The following is a 21,123-nucleotide window of genomic DNA, read 5'->3' on the forward strand; positions in this document are numbered from 1 at the left end:
CTTATAGTCATTTTGAAAATATCTTATGGTAAATTTGACTACAAGTGTAAAACTTTTTTTCTATTTTAGCAAAATATTAAGGTTATTTTTTTTCAATTCTAATTTATAGGGAGTCATTTTTATTAATCTAACAAGAACTGATCTTAAAGTGAAATGAAAAATATTGAAAAAATTGTGTTTTAGTATTTTGACAATCAATCGTTTAAAGAATATTTATTTTAAAATTTATTTTTTATTAGTTTTTCAAACAGCTGATTATCAATTTTTTGATCTGTTAAAAAAATATTAAGTAATCAAAAAAGACAGTTATGCATTTTATTTGTTTAATTTGTCAAAATTTATTTCGCATATGGATAAAAAAGTAGATGCCGACTCAGTTGCAAAAAGCGAACAAAATGCAATGAATGCAATCACGATTGACTGCGTTGTTTTTGGTTTTGATGAAGGCAGTCTAGAAGTACTTTTGGTTCAGCACGCAGAAGGTATCAGTAAAGGAAAATGGGGACTTCCCGGCGGATGGATTTATAAAAGAGAAAGTACTGATGATGCAGCACATCGTTTATTGAATGAACTTACAGGTCTTGATAATATATATCTGGAGCAGTTAAAAGCGTTTGGAGATCCGGATCGTTTTCCGCTCCGACGCGTTATTACGATAGGATATTATGCTCTTGTAAAAAGAGAAGATTATAATATTAAAGCTGGTTTTACGGCTTCTGATGCTAAGTGGTATAAAATCAATACTATTCCTGATTTAATTTACGACCATAATGAAATCTTATCTTACAGTATAAAAAATCTTAGGAACCGTGTTCGTCAGGCACCTATTGGATTTAATTTATTGCCGGAAAAATTCACATTATTGCAGTTAATGCAGCTTTATGAGGAAATTCTTGGCGTTGAAATGGATAAATCTAATTTCCGCCGAAAAATTCTGCACATGAAATTATTAGTTGCCTTAGACGAAAAACAACAGGATGTTTCGCATAGGGCAGCAAAACTGTACAAATTCGATCCGGATATTTATAATAAACTAACTGAAAAAGGTTTCAATTTTGAATTTTAAAAAACAAGCATAATAGCTAAAAATGGCAGCAGTATCTTCTAAAAAAACTTCTAAAACCGAAAGCAAATCTGCTTCAAATAATGCGACAGCAATTGACGGAATTTCAATTGACTGTGTCATTTTTGGTTTTAAAAAAGAAAGTCTTGAAGTACTTTTAGTGCAGCACGCCGGCGGAGAAAGTGAAGGAAGCTGGGGAGTTTTAGGAGGCTGGCTGAAAAGAGAAGAAAGTGCCGATGATGCTGCACAGCGAATTCTGTATGAACTTACGAGTCTGGATAATATTTATCTGGAGCAGTTAAAAGCCTTTACAAATCCAACACGTGTTCACGATCGCCGCATTGTAACTATTGGATATTATACACTTGTCAATCAGGAAGACTATAATGTTAGAGCAAGTATAGCGGTTCGTGAAGCAAAATGGTGCAAGATAAATGAGGTTCCCAATTTAATTTTTGATCATAATGAAATTTTAAATTTCAGTTTGATGCAGCTTCGAAACCGCGTTCGCCAGGCACCAATTGGTTTTAATTTGCTTCCTGAAAAATTTACTTTATTACAGCTCATGCATCTTTATGAAGAAATCCTCGGAATTGAACTGGATAAATCTAATTTCCGAAGAAAAATCCTTCACATGAAACTCCTTTTGGCACTCGATGAAAAACAGCAGGATGTGTCGCACAGAGCCGCAAAACTCTATAAATTTGACGCCGAAATCTACAAGAAACTGACTGAAAAAGGTTTTAATTTTGAGTTTTAAATTAAAAATTGATTCCTGTGATTTAACTATCAGTCATACATCATTCCAGAATCCAAAACTTTGCGCTATCTTTGCCCTTTAATAAGATGCTATAAAACAATTGTTATAGCGCAATTTACATCTCAAAAAATACTTAAACTCGATAGAGAACTGATATATTAAAATGAAGAAGATTCGTAATTTTTGCATTATTGCACACATTGATCACGGTAAAAGTACATTAGCAGACCGATTATTGAGCGCAACTCAAACTGTTTCGGCCCGTGAAGAAAAAGCACAATTGCTTGACAATATGGACTTGGAGCGTGAGCGTGGAATTACCATAAAAAGTCACGCCATTCAAATGGAATATAAATACAAAGGCGAGGAATATATCCTGAACTTAATTGATACTCCGGGCCACGTTGACTTTTCATATGAAGTTTCACGATCGATTGCTGCCTGCGAAGGTGCGCTTTTGATTGTTGATGCGGCACAAAGCATTCAGGCGCAGACTATTTCGAACTTGTATTTGGCTTTAGAAAATGATCTGGAAATTATTCCGGTTTTAAATAAAGTAGATTTACCAAGTGCAAATCCGGAAGAAGTAAGCGACGATATTATCGATTTATTAGGATGTAAATTAGAAGATATTATTCACGCATCTGGAAAAACCGGTTTTGGTGTTGAAAATATTTTGGCAGCAATTATCGAAAAAATTCCTGCTCCAAAAGGAAATCCTGATGAACCGTTACAAGCTTTGATTTTTGACTCGGTTTACAATCCATTTCGTGGTATTGAGGTAATCTTTAGAGTTGTAAATGGTGAAATCAAAAAAGGTCAGAAAATTAAATTCATGGCTACAGACAATGAATATTTTGCTGACGAAATTGGAACTTTAAAATTAAACCAAGTTCCTAAAAATGTAGTTTCTGCCGGAGATGTTGGTTATTTGATTTCCGGAATTAAAGAAGCACGCGAAGTAAAAGTGGGTGATACAATTACGGATGCAAAAGTTCCGACTACGAATATGATTACTGGTTTTGAGGACGTAAAACCAATGGTATTTGCCGGAATTTATCCTGTTGATACTGAAGATTATGAAGATTTACGTTCGTCAATGGAAAAATTACAATTGAACGACGCGTCTTTAGTTTTTACACCTGAAAGTTCTGCGGCGTTAGGATTTGGTTTCCGTTGCGGATTTTTAGGAATGCTTCATATGGAAATTATCCAGGAACGTTTAGAGCGTGAATTTGATATGACTGTAATTACAACGGTTCCTAACGTTTCGTACTTGGCTTATACTAAGAAACACCCAGAAACGCCAATCGTTGTAAATAACCCTTCAGATTTACCTGAACCTTCAAAACTTGACAGAGTTGAAGAACCATTTATAAAAGCAACCATCATTACAAAATCTGATTTCGTTGGAAACGTAATGAGTTTATGTATCGAAAAACGTGGTTTAATTACGAACCAAACCTATTTAACGACTGAAAGAGTTGAGTTGAATTTTGATATGCCTTTGGCGGAAATTGTATTCGATTTCTACGATCGTCTTAAAACAGTTTCTAAAGGTTATGCTTCTTTTGATTACTCTCCTATCGGAATGAGAACTTCGAAATTAGTTAAATTGGACGTTCTTTTAAATGCACAAACTGTCGATGCACTTTCTGCATTAATCCATGAAGATAACGCTTACAACATCGGTAAAAAAATGACCGAGAAATTACGAGAATTAATCCCAAGACAGCAATTCGACATTCCGATTCAGGCTGCCATTGGAGCAAAAATTATCGCTCGTGAAACGATTAAAGCACTTCGTAAAGACGTTACCGCAAAATGTTATGGTGGAGATATTTCGCGTAAGCGTAAACTTCTTGAAAAACAGAAAAAAGGTAAAAAACGTATGCGTCAGGTAGGAAACGTTGAGATTCCGCAAGAAGCATTTATGGCTGTTTTGAAATTGAACGATTAGATTTTTTTATTTTAGAAGAAAGAATAAAAAGCAAAGAATATAGATTTAACCCGATGACTTATGTTATCGGGTTTTTTGTTTTTTTGTTGTGGATTTGGATTGCGTAGACGCACAGCGGTGCGTCTCTACGGATAAACTTCGCAAAAATATATTTCTATCACGTCCTATTTCACCATGCAGAATTGTAGAGACGCACCGCAGTGCGTCTACACAAAGTATGCCGACAACGATGAGAACCAATAAATCTGTCCCAATTTGGAACAAACTTCTTATTTATTTAAACTCTGAACCTTTGTATCTTTGAATCTCCGAACCTCAAAAGAAAAAAATGCTCGACGAAAGCCCAAAACGATTTGACCGAATTGTTGCCATTCTGATTCAATTACAATCTAAAAAAATTGTAAAAGCTCAGGAATTGGCAGATCGTTTTGATTGCAGTTTACGAACTATTTACAGAGATATTCGAACTCTTGAAGCTTCCGGAGTTCCTATATACAGCGAAGCCGGAGTTGGTTATGCTTTAATGGAAGGTTACCGACTTCCTCCCGTAATGTTCACGCGCGAAGAAGTCAGTAGTTTTATCGCTGCTGAAAAACTAATGCAGAAATTTACTGATCCTTCTTTAGGAAATCATTATGCATCGGCAATGTATAAACTGAAATCGGTTCTGCGAAGTACTGATAAAGATTGGGTTTCGAATGTTGAGTCGAGAGTGGTAATGAGTACGGCTGAACCAATGTTCAATGATAATTCACCCAATACTTTATCGTTGCTTTTTGAAGGTATTGCAGAGAAAAAACAAATTTTACTTTCATACAAAACGTTTGATGCTGACGAAACTACACAAAGAAATATCGAACCTGTTGGCGTTTTTCATGATAATAACAATTGGTATTTTTTAGGATATTGCCATTTGCGGCAAGATTATCGTCAGTTTAGGACAGATCGAATTCAGGGTATTAAAAAAACAGACTGTGATTTTACCATTGAACACGACGCTTTAGAAACCTATTTGAATAAAACCGAAACGTGTCCGACAACAAAAGTTAGAATTTTAATTGATAAAAAAATCTCCCGATATTTATCAACCGAAAGAAAATATCATGGTTTTATTTCTGAAAAAGTAATCGGCGAAAAAATAGAAATGACTTTTATGTCACGCGATATCGAAAGTGCTTTTCCACGCTGGTTTTTAATGTTTGGCGATTATGCCGAAATTTTGGAACCGGAAAGATTAAAAACACGAGCCTTAGAATTATTGGAAATAAACAAACAAAGACTTTTATAAAAAAACTCCCGAAGATATTCTCTCGGGAGTTTTTGATTTATTTCTGTTTTACAACATTATAAAAATTATAATCTGTATTTGAGGCGTCTGTAATTCCCACATTTCGCCCCATCGTTACGATTTGACCTCTGTGATACGTACCATGATTGACAACCTGCAGTAGATAATCTGATACAGGAAGTTCGCATTCAAACCACGGATTTATAATTTTCACTTCTTTAGCTAAATCTTCTTCAGACAATGAATTGATAAGATGCTTTAATTTTGTAGATGAATTTAATAAGCCTGCAAAGATTTCTTCTTTTGAAAGTTCGTTTTCTGATTTTTTTTCGGCCATAGCGGTTTCAGAAATTACTGAGAACCAATATTCTTCCGTAGACCAGATATGGTCGAGAGTTTTGATGATGGTTGAAAAACTTGAAGGTACTTCTGTATAAAGCAGCTCATCAGATTTCGGCGAAAGCCAGTTTACGAATTGCTGATTTACCCATAAATTATAATCTGCATAATTAGTCATTATCTTTTTTAAACTCATAGCTGTAGATTTTAGTTTTTTATAAAGTTATAAAAATTATAGGATTATCTTTCCCAAAAAAATGGCGGTTCAATATTTAAAGCTCTTAAATACACATAAGCTTGTCCGCGGTGATGAACTTCATTATCAATAAAATATAAAATATTCTGAATAATTGGAAATTCATATTGTCCAAAAAGATTAAAGGTCTCGCTAAAATCTTCAACCGATAATTGTTCCCAATATTTGTTGATTTCAGCTGTAGCTTCATCCCATTTTTCAAGATACTGCGCTTTAAAAATCAGTTTTTCTTCTCCTTCTGAGAATGGTGCGGTTTCTTTAGTTACAATTCCTTTTAAACCTGGAACCGCAATTGCCAAAAGTTCATCAACTAATTTTGCAAATGGGCGCATTCCGCCAATCGAAAATTCGAAAAAATCTTTCTCTGGAAACAGCTCAATTAAACGACGTGTAAGTGCGCGGTGACCTTGCCAGTGTTTTAATAAATCTTCTGAAGTAATTACTTGTGCTTCTAATGTTTTCATGATTTTTAAGTTTTAAAATTTCTATAATTCAAAGGTAAAATGGGCTGGTGACAACAGTTTGTCAGCAGGAAAAAAATATTTTAAAAAATATTTTTTTCCTGCTGTAGAGACGCCGCAACGTAACCCCATTTTTTTAAACAATACACATACCCTTCTTTGCGTACACGCATTAAAATGATAGACGCATTAAAATGCGTCTCTACAGAATATCCCCGATAAAAAAAACCTTTGTACCTTTGCCCCTCACAAACTTTGGAACTCAAAAAAATGATCGAAGATAAAAATCCGCAGCGTACCAGTATAGCACAATTAGGCGAGTTTGGCCTTATTGACCATTTAACCCGAAACTTTGATGTTACACAATCATCTACTTTAAAGAGTATTGGAGACGATGCTGCTGTACTTGATTTTAAAGACAAAAAAGCCGTTGTTTCTACAGATTTATTAATAGAAGGCGTTCATTTTGATTTGGCTTATATGCCATTGAAACATTTAGGTTATAAAGCCGTTGTGGTAAACCTGTCTGATATTTGCGCGATGAATGCAAAACCAACTCAAATTACGGTTTCTGTTGCAGTTTCTAATCGTTTTCCTTTAGAAGCTCTGGAAGAATTATTTGAGGGAATTACACACGCCGCAAAAGAATATAAAGTTGATGTTATTGGCGGAGATACTACCTCATCTCAAAAAGGATTAATCATAAGCATTACGGCAATTGGTGAAGCTGATGAAAATGAAATCGTTTATAGAAATGGCGCCAAGCAAACTGACTTATTAGTTGTAACCGGAGATATTGGCGCTGCCTATATGGGATTACAGGTTTTAGAACGCGAAAAACAGGTTTTTCAGGTAAATCCAAATAGTCAGCCGGATTTAGATGCTTATACGTATTTGGTCGAAAGACAATTGAAACCAGAAGCCAGAACTGACGTTCGTACGCTTTTACATGCTCTTGAAATAAAACCAAATTCGATGATTGACATTTCTGACGGATTATCTTCAGAGATTATTCATTTGTGTAAACAATCAAAAGTAGGTTGTAATTTATATGAAGATAAATTGCCGCTTGACCCACAGTTTATTTCGACTTGCGAAGAATTTAATATCGACAGTACTACAGTTGCAATTAACGGCGGAGAAGATTATGAACTTCTTTTTACGATTGATATTAATGATTTTGATAAAATTAAAGGAAATCCAAACTTTTCAATTATTGGTCATATGACCGAAGAAAATGAAGGAATACATCTTGTAACCCGTGCGAATACAAAAATCGCTTTAAAAGCACGCGGATGGGATGCTTTGAGTGAATAAATTTTTAGTTTTCAGTCTCAGTATTTCAGTCTCAGTTTATATATCCTAACAGATTAAAATCTGTTAGGATTTTTTATATCATCAATTCTAAAATCTACATTCTAAAATCTAAAATCTAAAATTCTAAAATCTAAAATTCTAAAAGAGCCCTTTGCTTTTGGCTTCTCTAACCAAATCATCATCAGAACCAGATTTTATTTTAAGTAATTCTCTCAGACCCGTTCTGCGCTTTTCAATTTCTGTTAGAGAAATAGGAATATATTGAGGCATTTCCTGAATTTCGGTGCCTTTTGAAAGGTGAAATAAAATCTGTTTATCAAATTCATCAATTTCTATAGAATTGTGAGGCGACTGATTTAACATTTTAACGACAGACTGGCTGTAATATTTCTCGTTTTTCATTACTTTATCAAACGCAAAAAGCAATTCATCAAAAGTTAGATCGTTTTTAATAATAAGCCCGTTTGGGTTTATTGTTCTAATGATCGTTTTTATTTTCAGCAGTTCTGTGTACATCGTGAGCAGGACGATTTTACAATACGGCATTTTCTTTAAAATCAGCTTTGCCAGATCTTCTCCTGAAAAAAGGTTTTTCTCCTCATAAGCCGGCATACTGATATCCAGAAAAGCGATTTCAAATTCAGGTGTACTTTGATCTTCCAGCAAATCATAAGCCGATTTACAATCATGAGCCTGAGCAATTATAAAATCATATTCTTTTGGATTATACCGGGTTATAGCATTCTTATATCCTTCGATTATAAAAGGATGATCATCAACAATCAGAATGTTTGGCTGAATTAATTCCGAATTTGGGGCTTTGAAATTAAGTATCATTTGTTTGTAGGTTTATTTTTTGATCAATAGGAACTTTTATTACCAAGAGTGTTCCTTCTCCTTTAGCAGATTTTATAGTAACTGTACCTTTACATTCTGCCGCTCGATATTCAATATTATGCAATCCAATTCCGTGCTTCGTTCGTTTGGTATTAAAACCAACTCCATCATCCATAATCGATAGAACCAAATGATCTATTTCGCTTTTAAACTCGACTCTTATTGTTGCTGCTTTTGAATATTTATTACAATTTTGAAGTGCTTCCTGAACAATCCGGTACAAATTAATTTTGACCATATTGTTTACGAGCTCCCATTTTATATGCGAATCAAAAGAAGTTATGAGTTTTGAAGGGTATGTAGTTCTTTGATTTTCAAATAGTTTTTTTAAAATTACAACAAAATTATTTATTAATTCTGATTTTTCTCTATTTAAATCGTGCGAAATTTCCCGAATATCTTCTTCAATATGTTTTAGCTCGGCTAAGTACTTTTTCCGTTTAGCTGCCGCCTGCTCTTCATCCATTTTATCCAAACTGTCGAGACTTATCCTAATACCAAACATTCGGCCCAAAACACCATCATGTAATTCCTGAGCCACTTTTTTCTTTTCTTTAATTCGGGTTGATTCAATTTCGTTTTGTTGCGAAATCATCAGATTGTAAATATCTTCATTAGCAATTTGCTGCTGCTGCTTAAAAAGTAATTCCCGGTTTTTGGCCTGCTGCGTTTTGTAGACATAAAAAAACAAGCCTAACAAGGTACAAATACTAAAAACATAAATAAGTGTTTTGTTTTTCTCTTGTAAATTGGAGTTTTGATCTTTTATTTCATTGGTTTCATATTCTATGCGAGAGAATTTTTCTCCCATTTTACGTTCGGCTTTTAGCATTTTGTCGTTAAGCTGAATATATTCTTTAGAATATTTTGAGGCATTTTTAGGATCGACAATTGCGGTTTGTTTAAGTGCTTCTAAAGTGTTAATTAATTTACTGCTTGTTCGTGATAATGCTAAAGCTTGTTTTGAAAACTGTAATGCTTTGAAAGTATCTTTTTTAAATGCAAAATATTCAGATAAATGTATTTTACTTGAAACTACACCGGATGCGAGATCAAGACTGTCTCTAATTTTTAAAGATTCATAAAACAAATCAGGTAACTTTTCAGATTCTTTTAGTTTGAATTTAGAATATCCAAGATTATCTAGCAAAATTGCGTATAAACTAGCTCTGTCTTCAAAAAGATTTTCCTGTTTTAAACCTCTTTCAAAAAAAACTTTTGCCTGTTTATAGTTCTCCATTTTTAAATATATAAAGCCAACATTATTTAATGAAGCGGCTTTATACTGAAATATTGAAGGTATTGATTTGTCTTCTAACGTTTTTAAAGCTTTATTTTGAAACTCTAAGGCTTTTGTATACTCTTCTCTTTCATTGTATAATATTCCTAACAAATTATAGCTTTCATAATAAAGGTCGTTTGCCTTATCCAAACTTTTTAAGCTGTTTAAAGCTTTAAAAACAGCAATTTCGCTTTCAAAAAAATCACCCTCGTTATATTGCAGACTTGCTTTGTTTAAAAATGTTTTCGCCAGATTATAGGGGTCGTTTAATTTTAAATAAAGTTTTTCTGCTTTATAATAATGCATAAAAGCACTATCTGAAACTGCTTGAGAGGCATAATAATCGCCAAGATAAGTATAGGCTTTCGCCATATGTAAGGAATCTTTAGACTTTTGTGTTCGGTCTAAAATTAGTTTGGTAATTTTTAAATAATCTTTCAAATCGCTCATATTATAATAGCGATTAGCAACTTTAAAAAGATTTACTTTATTAAGCGAATCATCTTTTTGGTTTAAAATAATATTTAATGCTCTTTTATTGTAATTCTGTTTAACATCTAAGGGCAGATTATTTTCATTAGCTAATGAAAGATAGGTAGAAAGGCTATCTACTGAAGAAATTGTATTTTTATCTAATTCTGTTTTTTGGTTACAAGCCACAAAAACAAAGACTAATAGTAATAATATTTTACAATTTTTTTTCAATTGTGGTTTTGTGTTTTTCCAAAAATAGTAAAACTATACACACAAAAAAAGGCTGTCAAAAAAATTGACAGCCTCAAAAATTATTTAAAATTGTAGTTAATCTACTTTTTTATCTGTTCCGATAGACTGATTAACACTTGAAAAACCTAGTTGTTTGTTTCCGTTTGACGCATGAAAATCTGCTTTCTTTTGTCCTCCTGTTGCTCCTCCGTCAATGTCAAATGGCGGTACAATTCTTGATTCTGCATTTGAAACAATATTTGGGTTTGCAAATGAAGTTGCTACTGCTACTAAAGAAAATAATCCGAATGTTAAAGCTGTCTTTTTCATAACTTAATGTGTTTAATTTGATTTTTTTATTTGGGGCCTTTGATTGCTGTTATCAGCGAATCAGGGTGTAAAACTACTACCGGAATCAAAAAAAATCTATATGAAAAAATAGCTTCGTGGTGAAACATACCCAATTGATAGTCAATGAGTACCAAATTTATGTAATTACCTAATTACTAGACTTCTAAGTAATTTCCTGCAGAAAAATCAGCAATAATTAGATCAACGTTTGATTTATAGGTTTTTGAGAAAGGAATTTTTTTTGTGGAGTTTCTTATATAACAAAGTGAGTTTCCGTTATGAATTCTCGCTATATAATTTCTATTAATGATATAGCTATTATGAATACGGATAAATGGATAGCTTAAAACCTGCTCAAAATGTTTTAATGTCTTAAATGCCGTTATCATTTCGCCGGAATTCAAATAAATATCGGTAGAATTATTATCCGCCTGAAAATAACAAATATCATCTGCATGTATATAACGATGATCTCCGTATGATTTAATGCAAATTACAAGCGGTTTCTGCGCTTCCTGCTGTATGCTTAGACTTGAACTTGTTACCGGAATATTTTCCTGCTTTAAAACAGGGATTTCATTTGCGATAATATTATCTGGTTTGGCTGTTAAAATTTTTGGTTCTTTAGGTTCTGCAAAATCCTTTTCAAATTTCAAAAGTGTTTTTACTAAATCTACATGGGTTAAAGGTTTTATGATATAATCTAAAACGCAATATTGAATGGCTTCAAAAGCCAGGTCTTTTTTTGTTGTAGTTATAATAATTTTCGGAATTGCTGATAAATACCGGTACAGTTCTCCAATAAATGAAAGTGATAAATTACTGAAAGATTCTTCGGGATCAATTTCTAAAAATACAAACGAAGGCCGGTGTTCTAAAACCAGATTAAGTCCTTGTTGATAATTAGTAGCCGAAGCTATAAAGGTTAATTCTGAAAAACCTTCTGCAACGATTCTGGTTTTCAAAACACTTTCGGCGTCATTGTCAACAATAATGTATGTGTATTTTTTCAACTTAAACTTTTACTTATTTTTCATGAATTCCCGACTATGATCGTTTCATCATTTTCTTTAAAAAATTATTTTAAATAAGATGCCCAAATAAAGTTACGCAATTCGCACATCTAAAAATCTCATTGTTAATATATTGAAGCCAAATGTTGATACATAAAGACGAAATACATAAATATTCGGCAAAATACATTGGGTCTAAAATTAAAAAAATCCCAAACTCCGCCACGGAATTTGGGATTTTATATTATGTAAATTATAATAATTACATTTTCATCAACCAGTTTTTCATCGAAACTTCGTTTTCAATAATACCTCTTAATTCAGATATTTTTACACGATCTTGTTTCATTGTATCTCTATGACGAATTGTTACTGTTTCGTCTTCAAGAGTTTGATGATCTACTGTAATACAGAACGGAGTTCCCAATGCATCTTGTCTTCTGTAACGACGACCTACAGCATCTTTTTCATCATAAGCAACATTGAAATCCCATTTTAAATCTTCGATGATTTTTTTAGAAATTTCTGGTAATCCATCTTTTTTAACTAATGGTAAAACTGCTGCTTTTGTTGGTGCTAAAACTGCAGGTAGTTTTAGTACTGTTCTTTCAGAACCGTCTTCTAAAGTTTCTTCCTGCAATGATGTTGCAAAAACCGCTAAGAACATACGATCAAGACCTACAGACGTTTCTACTACGTATGGCACATAGTTTTCGTTTAGTTCAGGATCGAAATATTGTAATTTTCTTCCAGAATATTCTTCGTGCGCTTTTAAGTCGAAATCGGTACGAGAGTGAATTCCTTCTAATTCTTTGAATCCGAATGGGAAATTAAATTCAATATCTGCCGCCGCATTTGCGTAATGCGCTAATTTTTCGTGATCGTGAAAACGGTAATTTTCTTTTCCTAATCCTAAAGATAAATGCCAGTTTAAACGAGTTTGTTTCCAATGCTCATACCATTTCATTTCTTCTCCCGGACGTACAAAAAACTGCATTTCCATTTGTTCGAATTCACGCATACGGAAAATGAATTGTCTTGCTACGATTTCATTTCTAAATGCTTTACCCGTTTGAGCAATTCCAAAAGGAACTTTCATACGACCAGATTTCTGAACATTTAAAAAGTTTACGAAAATACCTTGTGCTGTTTCAGGACGTAAATATAAATCCATTGCATTTTCTGCAGATGCACCTAATTTAGTTCCGAACATTAAGTTGAATTGCTTTACATCTGTCCAGTTTTTAGAACCGGTTTCAGGATCAGCAATTTCTAGTTCTTCGATTAAAGCTTTTACATCTTCTAAATCGCCATTTCCTAAAGAACGTCCTAAACGCTCTCTAATTTCTTTTTCGCGTGCTAAATATTCAATTACACGGGCATTTGTTGTTACAAATTCCTGTTCGTTGAATGCATCGCCAAAACGAGCTTTTGCTTTGTCAATTTCTTTTTGCGCTTTTTGATGAATTTTTTCAGCAAAATCTTCAACTAAAACGTCTGCTCTGTATCTTTTTTTAGAATCTTTATTATCAATTAACGGATCATTGAAAGCATCAACGTGGCCTGAAGCTTTCCAGGTTGTTGGATGCATTAATATTGCAGCATCAAGGCCGACAATATTTTCATTCATCTGAACCATTGATTTCCACCAATATTCACGGATATTCTTTTTTAATTCGACACCATTTTGTGCGTAATCATACACTGCACTCAATCCATCGTAAACTTCGCTCGACGGAAAAATAAATCCGTACTCTTTTGCGTGCGAAACCACATTCTTAAATATATCTTCTTGTTTTGCCATAGTGATGCAAAAATATAAAAAGTACTTATAAAAAAAAGAAAAATAAAAAAGTTTGAAGCTTAAATTTAGCTATTTTTGTAACTAAATTCTTTCTATTTGTGTTTAATTTTATAATTGATCTCTTTTTCCCTAAAGTTTGCTCCGGATGCCGCTCTGTTTTAATGACAAATGAAACTGTTTTATGTACTAATTGTCGTCATGAACTTCCTCTTACTCAATATCATTTAGATTCAAAAAATGAAGCCGTTAAGAAGTTTTACGGCAAAATCGAAACCCAGCATGTTTCTGCTTTTATTTATTTCAACAAAAAAGGAATTGTTCAGGAACTCATTCATAACCTGAAATATAAAGGTCATGAAGAAATTGGAGTTGTTTTAGGAAATTGGTATGTTGAAGATTTGAAAGAATTAAAACTTGAAAATCCTTTTGATGCCATAATTCCGGTTCCGCTGCATCCGCGAAAGTTTAAGGAACGCGGTTATAATCAGGTAACAACTTTTGGAAAGGCTTTGGCCGAAGGTTTAAAAATTCCTTACAATGATTCGGTTTTATATCGAAAGAAATATTCTAAAACCCAATCGAAGAAAAATCTTTTAGGAAGATCTGAAAATATCGAAAATATCTTTGATGTAACCTCAACAGAAGAAAATCAAAACAAACATTTTCTAATTGTTGATGATGTTCTCACAACCGGCGCTACGCTCGAAGCGTGTTCCAGAGCATTATTAAAAATTCCGGGAACTAAAATCAGCATCGTCTGTATGGCCATGGCAAACTCTTAAATTAGAAAAAAATCAATAAAAAAATTCCAAATTCCAAAACTTAGTTTTTCTTGGAATTTGGAATTTTTTTATTGGAATTTAAATCTTTAGTTCACTATTATTTTCTTTACTGTTCTTCTGTTTCCATCCACAACCGTTACCAAATACATTCCTGCCGAAACATTTGGCAATTGAATGTTTTGATTAAAATCTCCCGAAACCTGAAAAGTATTTGAATAAATATTTTTACCCAAAACATCATGCACATATACTTTTACTGCATTTGATTCGCTTGCAAACTGAATGGTAAAGTTTCCTTTGTTTGGGTTTGGATAAAGCGCAAAATTCAGGCTTTCAAAATCATCTGTACCTAAAGTAAAAGTTTGTGTACAAATATTTACTGAAGCCGAATTTATGGTTCCGAACATTCCTGAAACAGCATCACGAACTCTAAATGTCCATGTTCCTGCCGGACTTTGACCATTAAAAACGATTAAATCTTCGGCAGGAATAACAATTTGCTCTGTTGTCAAACTACAATCTAAAGCATTTCCTGAGTCATCAAACTGCAGCGCAAGAGTTGAGCTTGTTCCTCCACATGATTTATTAAATAAACGAACAATAGTTCCCTGCGGATTTATTATTTGAATTTCTAAGTCAGATAATCTGGTATGTGTAACATTTACAGAAACATTCACATCAGAAATATTTCCTGTTGAAGAAGGCACGCTTACTGTTTTTGATGTATAACTTGTTGAGTAAGGAATACTAAAAGCGTTTCCAAAACTATATGAATTGCAATTTGTTATTGCAGTATATCCAATTGCAAATGGTTTGCTGTTTAAAGCATAATATATATTGGCAGTTGGCTCAATAAGCAATCTGCAATTAGTTGAAGATGTTATACTAGTTGGAAGTGTAATAACTTCTGATCCATCGTTTGAAGTATTAGCCGCCAAAGTCGTTGGAAATGTCAAACCTCCATCTGTAGATAATTTTATATTTACTGTTGATGATCCTTGCAGCGTATTGGTATTGTTTACAGCCCATGTAACCGTTTGAGCTGTGCCTTGCTGCCAGCTTACATCGTTTACATTATGAGAGGTTATGGTAAAAGGTCCGGCAGTCGTAACAACGTTTACAGCCATAGCATCGGTATTCGTTTGGGCAGTTCCTAAGGCGGCATTATCTCTTCCTGTTAAAGTAAAATTTAATGTTCTGGAAATAGACGAAACAGATTCCCAAGTGGTCGTTAATTTATTTTGAAGTACCGAATTAAAATCTGGCATGTAACGAATTGGCGAACTTGTTGGCACTACGGATCTAAACAATGGCCCGTCTGGTTTTGCAGGATACGCAACACTATTCCCTCCGGCTGTTGTTGTGGCATTATCATATTCTTCCCAGTTATAGGTAACGGTATCTCCTTCAGGATCTGAACCGCTTCCTTTCAAAACAAATGGTGTATTAAACGGAATTGTATAATCGGCACCGGCATTTATTACCGGAGGATTGTTTGTTAAAGCTACACTAACCGGACAGGTTTTTCCGGCAAGTGTGTTTTGAATTTGTAAAATGCTGGCATAAGCAAAATAATCATCTGAATTATTTTGTATATCGTAATCGCCCGTTACTCCGGCATAACCCATAATTGTAGAACCACTTCCTGGCTCAACATTTACAGAAGTTCTTTCTCCTGCATCGTAAGAAAAAGTATGATTGGCACCAAGTTGATGCCCAAATTCATGAATTACAAAATCAATATCAAAAGTATCTCCTTCAGGTTTTGCATTAGAAGGAGATGTATAAGCACTTCCTTTTGCTAATGGATCACCAGTAGTTGGATTTGTACAAATACAGCCAATACAGCCAGCATTTCCGCCGCCGCCAGAAGCTCCAAATAAGTGTCCAATATCATAATTGTTATTACCAATTGTAGTTGTTAAAGCCGTTTGAACTTCCTGATTCCAGGCTCCATCTGCACCGGCAGAAGCATTAGAATAAGGATCTGTAGAAGCATCAGTATAAATTACAGCATCATTGTTGGCAATTAAAACTAATTTTATTGCCAAATCTTTATTTAAAATTCCGTTTACTCTTGTCATTGTAGCATTCATACCCGCTAATGCTCCGGCTTTTGTTCCACCAAAATAAGTTGTGTATTCTCCGGTACAGGATAATGCTAAACGCAGTGTTTTAAAAACTTTATTATTTGAAGCTGTTTTAGCCGTTTTGGAAGTTTTATTATCCAGAACTGCATCTAAAGTTTTACATTCTAATTTTAGTTTTGAAGCCGCATCTTTTGATGAAAACAAAACATATTCGCTCTTGTCGTCTGGATTTTCTTCAATAAATTCAGTGGCTTTATCAGCTCTAAGAACCATAGTTTGAATTCCTCTTGGAGAAAGGCTAAAATGTATTTTTGCTGATTTATCGTCTAAACCGCTTCCTTCATAAGCTCTGATTTCTGGATATTTTGCCTGTAGTTCAGGATCAAAATTTGAAGATTCCCAAACCTGAAATCTTTCTAAAACTCCCTGCTTATTAGGAATTGTAACTTCAACATTAGCATTTAAAGAAGATTTTTGTGTTGTTTGAGCAAGCTTAGCCGTTAAAGATTCTGCATTTAGTTTATAATACAATTTTTCAGAATCAGATATTGCTGCTCTTTTAGCAGAAACCGAATTTACTTTTTGCCATAAGTCATCACTTTGGGCATGAATTTTTATAAATGAAAATAGTATCAGAAAATAAAGTAGTTGTTTCTTCATGCTGTGTGATATTTTTATGAAATCAAATTTAGTTGAATTAAATCAAATTCTTACATATAAACGACATTTAACGTTTTTTAGTCGACGAGTCCGTTATTTTTTCGACAAAAGAAGCATAATATTCCTAAAAAATCAATTCGCCTTAGTACAAAATTTAAAATAGATAGTATAAATTTGCACCATCTTAAATAATTTGTTTTGAAGCTCTTTCATTCTATAAACGATTTCCATTCGACCAAGAAAACAATTTTAACTCTTGGTACTTTTGATGGCGTACATATTGGTCATAAAAAAATTCTGGAAAGGATTACTCAAAACACGGAAAATGGAAAATACGAAAGTCTGGTACTTACCTTTTTTCCGCACCCTAGAATGGTTTTACAAGAGAAATCAGAAATAAAACTTCTCAATACTATTTCTGAAAAAACAAAACTTCTGGAAGCAACCGGAATTGAAAATTTAGTCATTCATCCTTTTAATGAAAGTTTTTCGAGATTAACCGCAGAAGAATTTGTTCATACCATTTTGGTAAATCAGTTTCAAATTCAAAAAATTATCATTGGACACGATCATCGTTTTGGAAGAAACAGAACGGCAAATATTGACAATTTAATTGCTTTTGGACTTGAATATGGTTTTGAAGTTGAACAGATTTCTGCCGAAGAAATTCAAGATGTTTCTGTAAGTTCTACCAAAATCAGAAAAGCTTTAACGGAAGGAAACATGGATTTGGCCAACGAATATTTAGGCTACGATTATTTCTTAAGCGGTGAAGTTGTTAAGGGAAAACAATTAGGAAGAACAATAGGTTTTCCTACTGCAAATATTCAAATTGAAGAAGAGTACAAATTGATTCCAAAAAATGGTGTTTATGTTGTAAAAACTCTTATCGATGATTTAGAAGTTTTTGGAATGATGAATATTGGTTTCAACCCAACTGTAAACGGACAGAAACAAACCATCGAAGTAAATCTTTTTGACTTTGATGCTGATATTTACGGCAAAAAGGTCGAAGTTTCGTTATTGCAATATCTTCGTGAAGAACAAAAATTCGGCTCGCTTGATTTATTAAAAGCTCAGTTAAATCAAGATAAACGAGATGCTTTAGACTTTGTAAGCAGGCTTCAATAATTTTTAATTGCATTCATTTTTAGTCCCTATGGGACAACTCATTATACGTTTATAATTCTACCGATATAAAATCTCTACGAGATATATTTTGCACGATTAAACATTATTAATAAATGTGGCTTTTACTCGCAAATGTCTTGCAAATACTACATTTCTAAGGCGAAATACTTTATTTTTTAAAGTACTAATCTGTTTCGCAACATTTTACCCATTTTAGATCATCGTAGTTATTTTTTTAGTAAATTTGATATAGAACTCTGTTTTACAAACGTTTACTATTAACTTCCTAAAAAATAACCACTATGAAATTACCTAAAGAAATAACAAACGGTTTTTTAATATTCCTCGGAATTGGACTTTATTTTTTATTGATGAATGTTTTAGGTTTAGCAGATTTGTTTTACCTGCGTACGCTTAACGTATTTTTTATATTTTATGGCGTGAATAAAACAATGCAGATGAACCTTCACGAGGGAGAAACAAGCTTCGTATCAAACGCTGTTTCGGCAATGGCTACTTCGGTAGTGGGTGTTGCGTTAAGCGTTTTTGGTTTATTAGTTTACAGTTACGCCCGAGGCGGCGATGCTTATGTAGAAACGTTATCGAAAACTTTTATGTTTGGAGGAAATCCTTCTGTACCAACTTATTGTATTTGTCTGCTTTTTGAAGGACTTGCTTCTTCGGTAATTGTTACTTTAATGACAATGCTGTATTGGAACAATAAATATGCTGCTGATTAATTATTCCGAATAAAAAACTCATTTAAGCACTTAAAAATCATAAAAAAACACAATTGTATGATTTTTAAGTGCTTCTTTTTTTAAAATAACCATCAAATATTCAATTAAAGCACTCCGTGTTGTTGGTTGAAAAATTTAATTACATTTGAAGTTACAAAAAACAAGTTATCCATGAGCATTACAAAACACAATTGGACTAAAGACGAAATTATAGCCATATACAATAAGCCTTTGATGGATTTGCTTTACGAAGCAGCAACGATTCATAGACAAAAACACGACCCAAACGTCGTTCAGGTTTCTACTTTATTATCAATCAAAACAGGTGGATGTCCTGAAGATTGTGGTTATTGCCCTCAGGCTGCGAGGTATAATACCGGAGTTGAAGGAAATGACTTAATGACTGTAAGTCAGGTAAAAGCTCAAGCTTTGCGTGCAAAATCAAACGGATCTTCCCGTGTGTGTATGGGAGCTGCCTGGAGAAATGTAAAAGATGGTGAAGAATTTGATCAGGTTTTAGAAATGGTTCGTACTATTAATAAACTTGATATGGAAGTTTGCTGTACTCTTGGAATGCTTACTGAAAATCAGGCTCAGCGTTTGGCAGAAGCCGGTTTATATGCTTACAATCATAACTTAGATACTTCTGAGGAATATTATAAAGATGTTATTTCAACACGTGGTTTTGAAGACCGTTTACAAACTATCGAAAATGTTCGTAAAACAAATGTTACGGTTTGCAGCGGCGGAATTATTGGGATGGGAGAAAGTATCGAAGACAGAGCCGGAATGCTTGTGGCACTTTCAACTTTAAATCCGCAGCCGGAATCTGTGCCTATTAATGCATTAGTTGCGGTTGAAGGAACTCCGATGGAAGAAGAAAAACCAGTTGAAATTTGGGAAATGATTCGTATGGTGGCAACTACACGAATCGTTATGCCGGAAACTCAGGTTCGTTTATCTGCCGGAAGAACCAATATGACACGTGAAGGTCAGGCTATGTGCTTTTTTGCAGGAGCCAATTCGATTTTCGCAGGAGATAAATTACTTACAACTCCAAATCCTGATGTAAATGAAGACATGAAAATGTTTGAAATGTTAGGATTGATTCCGCAAAAACCTTTTATAAAAGTTTCTCAGCCAAAAACTGTTGAAGCCGCTGATTCTCAGTTTGCTTCATTAGGAGAAAAACCTAAGTGGTCAAGACCGGGACATACTATTGAAAGAAATGTTGAAGCTTCGATCAAATCAAAAATTTAAGTAAAAGAGTTAAAAAATCTCGATAAATATTTTTAAATTGCTTATGACACAGAGTTATAAGCAATTTTTTTATTTATAAAAATGAAGTTAAAACAAATAGAACGGGTCAAAAAAATCTCAAAAGAAGATTTTATTTCCCAATATGTAAAAAAGCAAATTCCCGTTGTGATTGAGCAGCTGACAGAAGACTGGCCTGCCTATCACAAATGGAAATTGTCTTATATTAATGATATTGCAGGCGATGTTACTGTTCCTTTATACGATGATCGTCCTGTAAATCATGAAGAAGGATTTAATGAAGCTCACCTTACAATGAAAATGAGCGACTATATTCATCTTTTAGAATCAAAACCAACCAATTACCGCATTTTTCTTTACAACTTAATGAAAGATGTTCCTGCATTAAAAGACGACTTTTTATGGCCTGATATAGGATTAAAATTAGTCAGGCAGTTACCAATGCTGTTTTTTGGAGGTGAAAACGCAAGAGTGTTTATGCATTATGATATTGATTATTCGAATATTCTTCATTTTCATTTTCATGGAGAAAAACAGTGCATGATTTTTGCGCCGGATCAGTCAAAATACATGTATAAAGTTCCACATGCATTGATTTCAAGAGAAGATATTGATTTTGACAATCCTGATTATGAAAAATTTCCAGCGTTGAAAAATGCCGAAGGGTATATCACGAATCTTAAACATGGAGAAGTATTGTATATGCCTGAAGGATATTGGCATTATATGAAATATTTAACGCCTGGATTTTCAATGAGTTTACGTTCTTTCCCTAAAAACATTACCAACTTATCTAAAGCCGCATATAATGTCTTTATCATGCGTTATTTTGATATTCTGATGCGAAAGTTTAAAGGTCAGAAATGGATTGATTATAAAAACGAAAAAGCAATTCAAAACACTCATCAAAACTTACGAAAGAGTGCTTAAAAAAAACCGGCTGTAG

The 21,123-nt window shown here is 33.5% G+C and carries 18 protein-coding genes; 10 read left to right on the top strand and 8 right to left on the bottom strand.

Going from position 1 to position 21,123, the window contains the following annotated elements:
- Positions 1-349 precede the first annotated feature (349 nt).
- The 4 genes from ABDW27_RS11045 (at position 350) to ABDW27_RS11060 (ending at position 5,071) form a co-directional block, all read left to right on the top strand.
- Positions 350-1,066 carry an NUDIX domain-containing protein gene (locus ABDW27_RS11045; RefSeq protein ID WP_343695948.1) on the top strand — a complete coding sequence of 239 codons (717 nt, stop codon included), beginning with the start codon at positions 350-352 and terminating at the stop codon, positions 1,064-1,066.
- Between the two features lie 22 nt (positions 1,067-1,088).
- A complete protein-coding gene (locus ABDW27_RS11050; protein WP_343695949.1) occupies positions 1,089-1,823 on the top strand; it encodes an NUDIX domain-containing protein in 735 nt (244 codons plus the stop codon).
- 163 nt (positions 1,824-1,986) lie between these two features.
- Positions 1,987-3,783, top strand: a complete 1,797-nt coding sequence (gene lepA, locus ABDW27_RS11055; protein ID WP_343695950.1) for a translation elongation factor 4 — start codon at positions 1,987-1,989, stop codon at positions 3,781-3,783.
- A 328-nt stretch (positions 3,784-4,111) separates the two neighbouring features.
- Positions 4,112-5,071: a YafY family protein gene (locus ABDW27_RS11060; RefSeq protein ID WP_343695951.1), complete on the top strand. Its 960-nt coding sequence runs from the start codon at positions 4,112-4,114 to the stop codon at positions 5,069-5,071.
- Positions 5,072-5,108: 37 nt separating this feature from the next.
- On the opposite strand, the gene ABDW27_RS11065 is transcribed toward ABDW27_RS11060, so the two are convergent.
- Both ABDW27_RS11065 and ABDW27_RS11070 read right to left on the bottom strand, forming a co-directional pair.
- Positions 5,109-5,606 carry a DinB family protein gene (locus ABDW27_RS11065; protein ID WP_343695952.1) on the bottom strand — a complete coding sequence of 166 codons (498 nt, stop codon included), beginning with the start codon at positions 5,604-5,606 and terminating at the stop codon, positions 5,109-5,111.
- A gap of 44 nt (positions 5,607-5,650) precedes the next feature.
- On the bottom strand, positions 5,651-6,130 hold the full coding sequence (locus ABDW27_RS11070; protein ID WP_343695953.1) for a DinB family protein: 480 nt from the start codon (positions 6,128-6,130) through the stop codon (positions 5,651-5,653).
- Positions 6,131-6,397: 267 nt separating this feature from the next.
- On the opposite strand from ABDW27_RS11070, the gene thiL reads away from it, so the two are divergent.
- A complete protein-coding gene (gene thiL, locus ABDW27_RS11075) occupies positions 6,398-7,444 on the top strand; it encodes a thiamine-phosphate kinase (RefSeq protein ID WP_343695954.1) in 1,047 nt (348 codons plus the stop codon).
- A 138-nt stretch (positions 7,445-7,582) separates the two neighbouring features.
- Here the strand turns inward: thiL and ABDW27_RS11080 are convergent, their stop codons facing one another.
- The 5 genes from ABDW27_RS11080 to ABDW27_RS11100 all read right to left on the bottom strand — a co-directional run bounded on the left by ABDW27_RS11080 (position 7,583) and on the right by ABDW27_RS11100 (position 13,496).
- Positions 7,583-8,281, bottom strand: a complete 699-nt coding sequence (locus tag ABDW27_RS11080) for a response regulator (RefSeq protein ID WP_343695955.1) — start codon at positions 8,279-8,281, stop codon at positions 7,583-7,585.
- Positions 8,271-10,328 (bottom strand): ATP-binding protein, encoded by a 2,058-nt coding sequence (locus tag ABDW27_RS11085; protein ID WP_343695956.1) that lies wholly within the window; start codon positions 10,326-10,328, stop codon positions 8,271-8,273. The genes ABDW27_RS11080 and ABDW27_RS11085 overlap by 11 nt, the downstream gene beginning before the upstream one ends.
- A 96-nt stretch (positions 10,329-10,424) precedes the next feature.
- On the bottom strand, positions 10,425-10,658 hold the full coding sequence (locus ABDW27_RS11090; RefSeq protein WP_343695957.1) for a hypothetical protein: 234 nt from the start codon (positions 10,656-10,658) through the stop codon (positions 10,425-10,427).
- 176 nt (positions 10,659-10,834) lie between these two features.
- A complete protein-coding gene (locus ABDW27_RS11095) occupies positions 10,835-11,692 on the bottom strand; it encodes a LytTR family transcriptional regulator DNA-binding domain-containing protein (protein ID WP_343695958.1) in 858 nt (285 codons plus the stop codon).
- A gap of 262 nt (positions 11,693-11,954) precedes the next feature.
- A complete protein-coding gene (locus ABDW27_RS11100; protein WP_343695959.1) occupies positions 11,955-13,496 on the bottom strand; it encodes a glycine--tRNA ligase in 1,542 nt (513 codons plus the stop codon).
- A gap of 98 nt (positions 13,497-13,594) precedes the next feature.
- On the opposite strand from ABDW27_RS11100, the gene ABDW27_RS11105 reads away from it, so the two are divergent.
- Positions 13,595-14,278: a ComF family protein gene (locus ABDW27_RS11105; RefSeq protein ID WP_343695960.1), complete on the top strand. Its 684-nt coding sequence runs from the start codon at positions 13,595-13,597 to the stop codon at positions 14,276-14,278.
- A gap of 86 nt (positions 14,279-14,364) precedes the next feature.
- On the opposite strand, the gene ABDW27_RS11110 is transcribed toward ABDW27_RS11105, so the two are convergent.
- Positions 14,365-17,028, bottom strand: coding sequence for a reprolysin-like metallopeptidase (locus tag ABDW27_RS11110; RefSeq protein ID WP_343695961.1), 2,664 nt, complete (start codon positions 17,026-17,028; stop codon positions 14,365-14,367).
- A 198-nt stretch (positions 17,029-17,226) separates the two neighbouring features.
- Here ABDW27_RS11110 and ABDW27_RS11115 point away from each other — a divergent pair, with 198 nt between their 5' ends.
- The 4 genes from ABDW27_RS11115 to ABDW27_RS11130 all read left to right on the top strand — a co-directional run bounded on the left by ABDW27_RS11115 (position 17,227) and on the right by ABDW27_RS11130 (position 21,107).
- The gene (locus tag ABDW27_RS11115; RefSeq protein WP_343695962.1) at positions 17,227-18,159 is read left to right on the top strand and encodes a bifunctional riboflavin kinase/FAD synthetase; all 933 of its coding nucleotides are present in this window, start codon (positions 17,227-17,229) and stop codon (positions 18,157-18,159) included.
- 302 nt (positions 18,160-18,461) lie between these two features.
- Positions 18,462-18,899, top strand: coding sequence for a hypothetical protein (locus ABDW27_RS11120; RefSeq protein WP_343695963.1), 438 nt, complete (start codon positions 18,462-18,464; stop codon positions 18,897-18,899).
- 171 nt (positions 18,900-19,070) lie between these two features.
- Complete coding sequence (gene bioB, locus ABDW27_RS11125) at positions 19,071-20,159, top strand: biotin synthase BioB (RefSeq protein ID WP_343695964.1); 1,089 nt, start codon at positions 19,071-19,073, stop codon at positions 20,157-20,159.
- 81 nt (positions 20,160-20,240) lie between these two features.
- Positions 20,241-21,107, top strand: coding sequence for a cupin-like domain-containing protein (locus tag ABDW27_RS11130; RefSeq protein WP_343695965.1), 867 nt, complete (start codon positions 20,241-20,243; stop codon positions 21,105-21,107).
- Positions 21,108-21,123 lie beyond the last annotated feature (16 nt).

The sequence above is a fragment of the Flavobacterium sp. genome (genome assembly GCF_039595935.1).
Classification (GTDB): domain Bacteria; phylum Bacteroidota; class Bacteroidia; order Flavobacteriales; family Flavobacteriaceae; genus Flavobacterium.

Excerpts from the sequence above, each read along its gene's own strand:
- bioB (WP_343695964.1), top strand. The coding sequence starts at position 19,071 with ATGAGCATTACAAAACACAATTGGACTAAAGACGAAATTATAGCCATA.
- ABDW27_RS11065 (WP_343695952.1), bottom strand. The coding sequence starts at position 5,606 with ATGAGTTTAAAAAAGATAATGACTAATTATGCAGATTATAATTTATGG.
- ABDW27_RS11100 (WP_343695959.1), bottom strand. The coding sequence starts at position 13,496 with ATGGCAAAACAAGAAGATATATTTAAGAATGTGGTTTCGCACGCAAAA.
- ABDW27_RS11080 (WP_343695955.1), bottom strand. The coding sequence starts at position 8,281 with ATGATACTTAATTTCAAAGCCCCAAATTCGGAATTAATTCAGCCAAAC.
- lepA (WP_343695950.1), top strand. The coding sequence starts at position 1,987 with ATGAAGAAGATTCGTAATTTTTGCATTATTGCACACATTGATCACGGT.
- thiL (WP_343695954.1), top strand. The coding sequence starts at position 6,398 with ATGATCGAAGATAAAAATCCGCAGCGTACCAGTATAGCACAATTAGGC.
- ABDW27_RS11130 (WP_343695965.1), top strand. The coding sequence starts at position 20,241 with ATGAAGTTAAAACAAATAGAACGGGTCAAAAAAATCTCAAAAGAAGAT.
- ABDW27_RS11050 (WP_343695949.1), top strand. The coding sequence starts at position 1,089 with ATGGCAGCAGTATCTTCTAAAAAAACTTCTAAAACCGAAAGCAAATCT.
- ABDW27_RS11060 (WP_343695951.1), top strand. The coding sequence starts at position 4,112 with ATGCTCGACGAAAGCCCAAAACGATTTGACCGAATTGTTGCCATTCTG.
- ABDW27_RS11120 (WP_343695963.1), top strand. The coding sequence starts at position 18,462 with ATGAAATTACCTAAAGAAATAACAAACGGTTTTTTAATATTCCTCGGA.
- ABDW27_RS11070 (WP_343695953.1), bottom strand. The coding sequence starts at position 6,130 with ATGAAAACATTAGAAGCACAAGTAATTACTTCAGAAGATTTATTAAAA.
- ABDW27_RS11090 (WP_343695957.1), bottom strand. The coding sequence starts at position 10,658 with ATGAAAAAGACAGCTTTAACATTCGGATTATTTTCTTTAGTAGCAGTA.
- ABDW27_RS11110 (WP_343695961.1), bottom strand. The coding sequence starts at position 17,028 with ATGAAGAAACAACTACTTTATTTTCTGATACTATTTTCATTTATAAAA.
- ABDW27_RS11045 (WP_343695948.1), top strand. The coding sequence starts at position 350 with ATGGATAAAAAAGTAGATGCCGACTCAGTTGCAAAAAGCGAACAAAAT.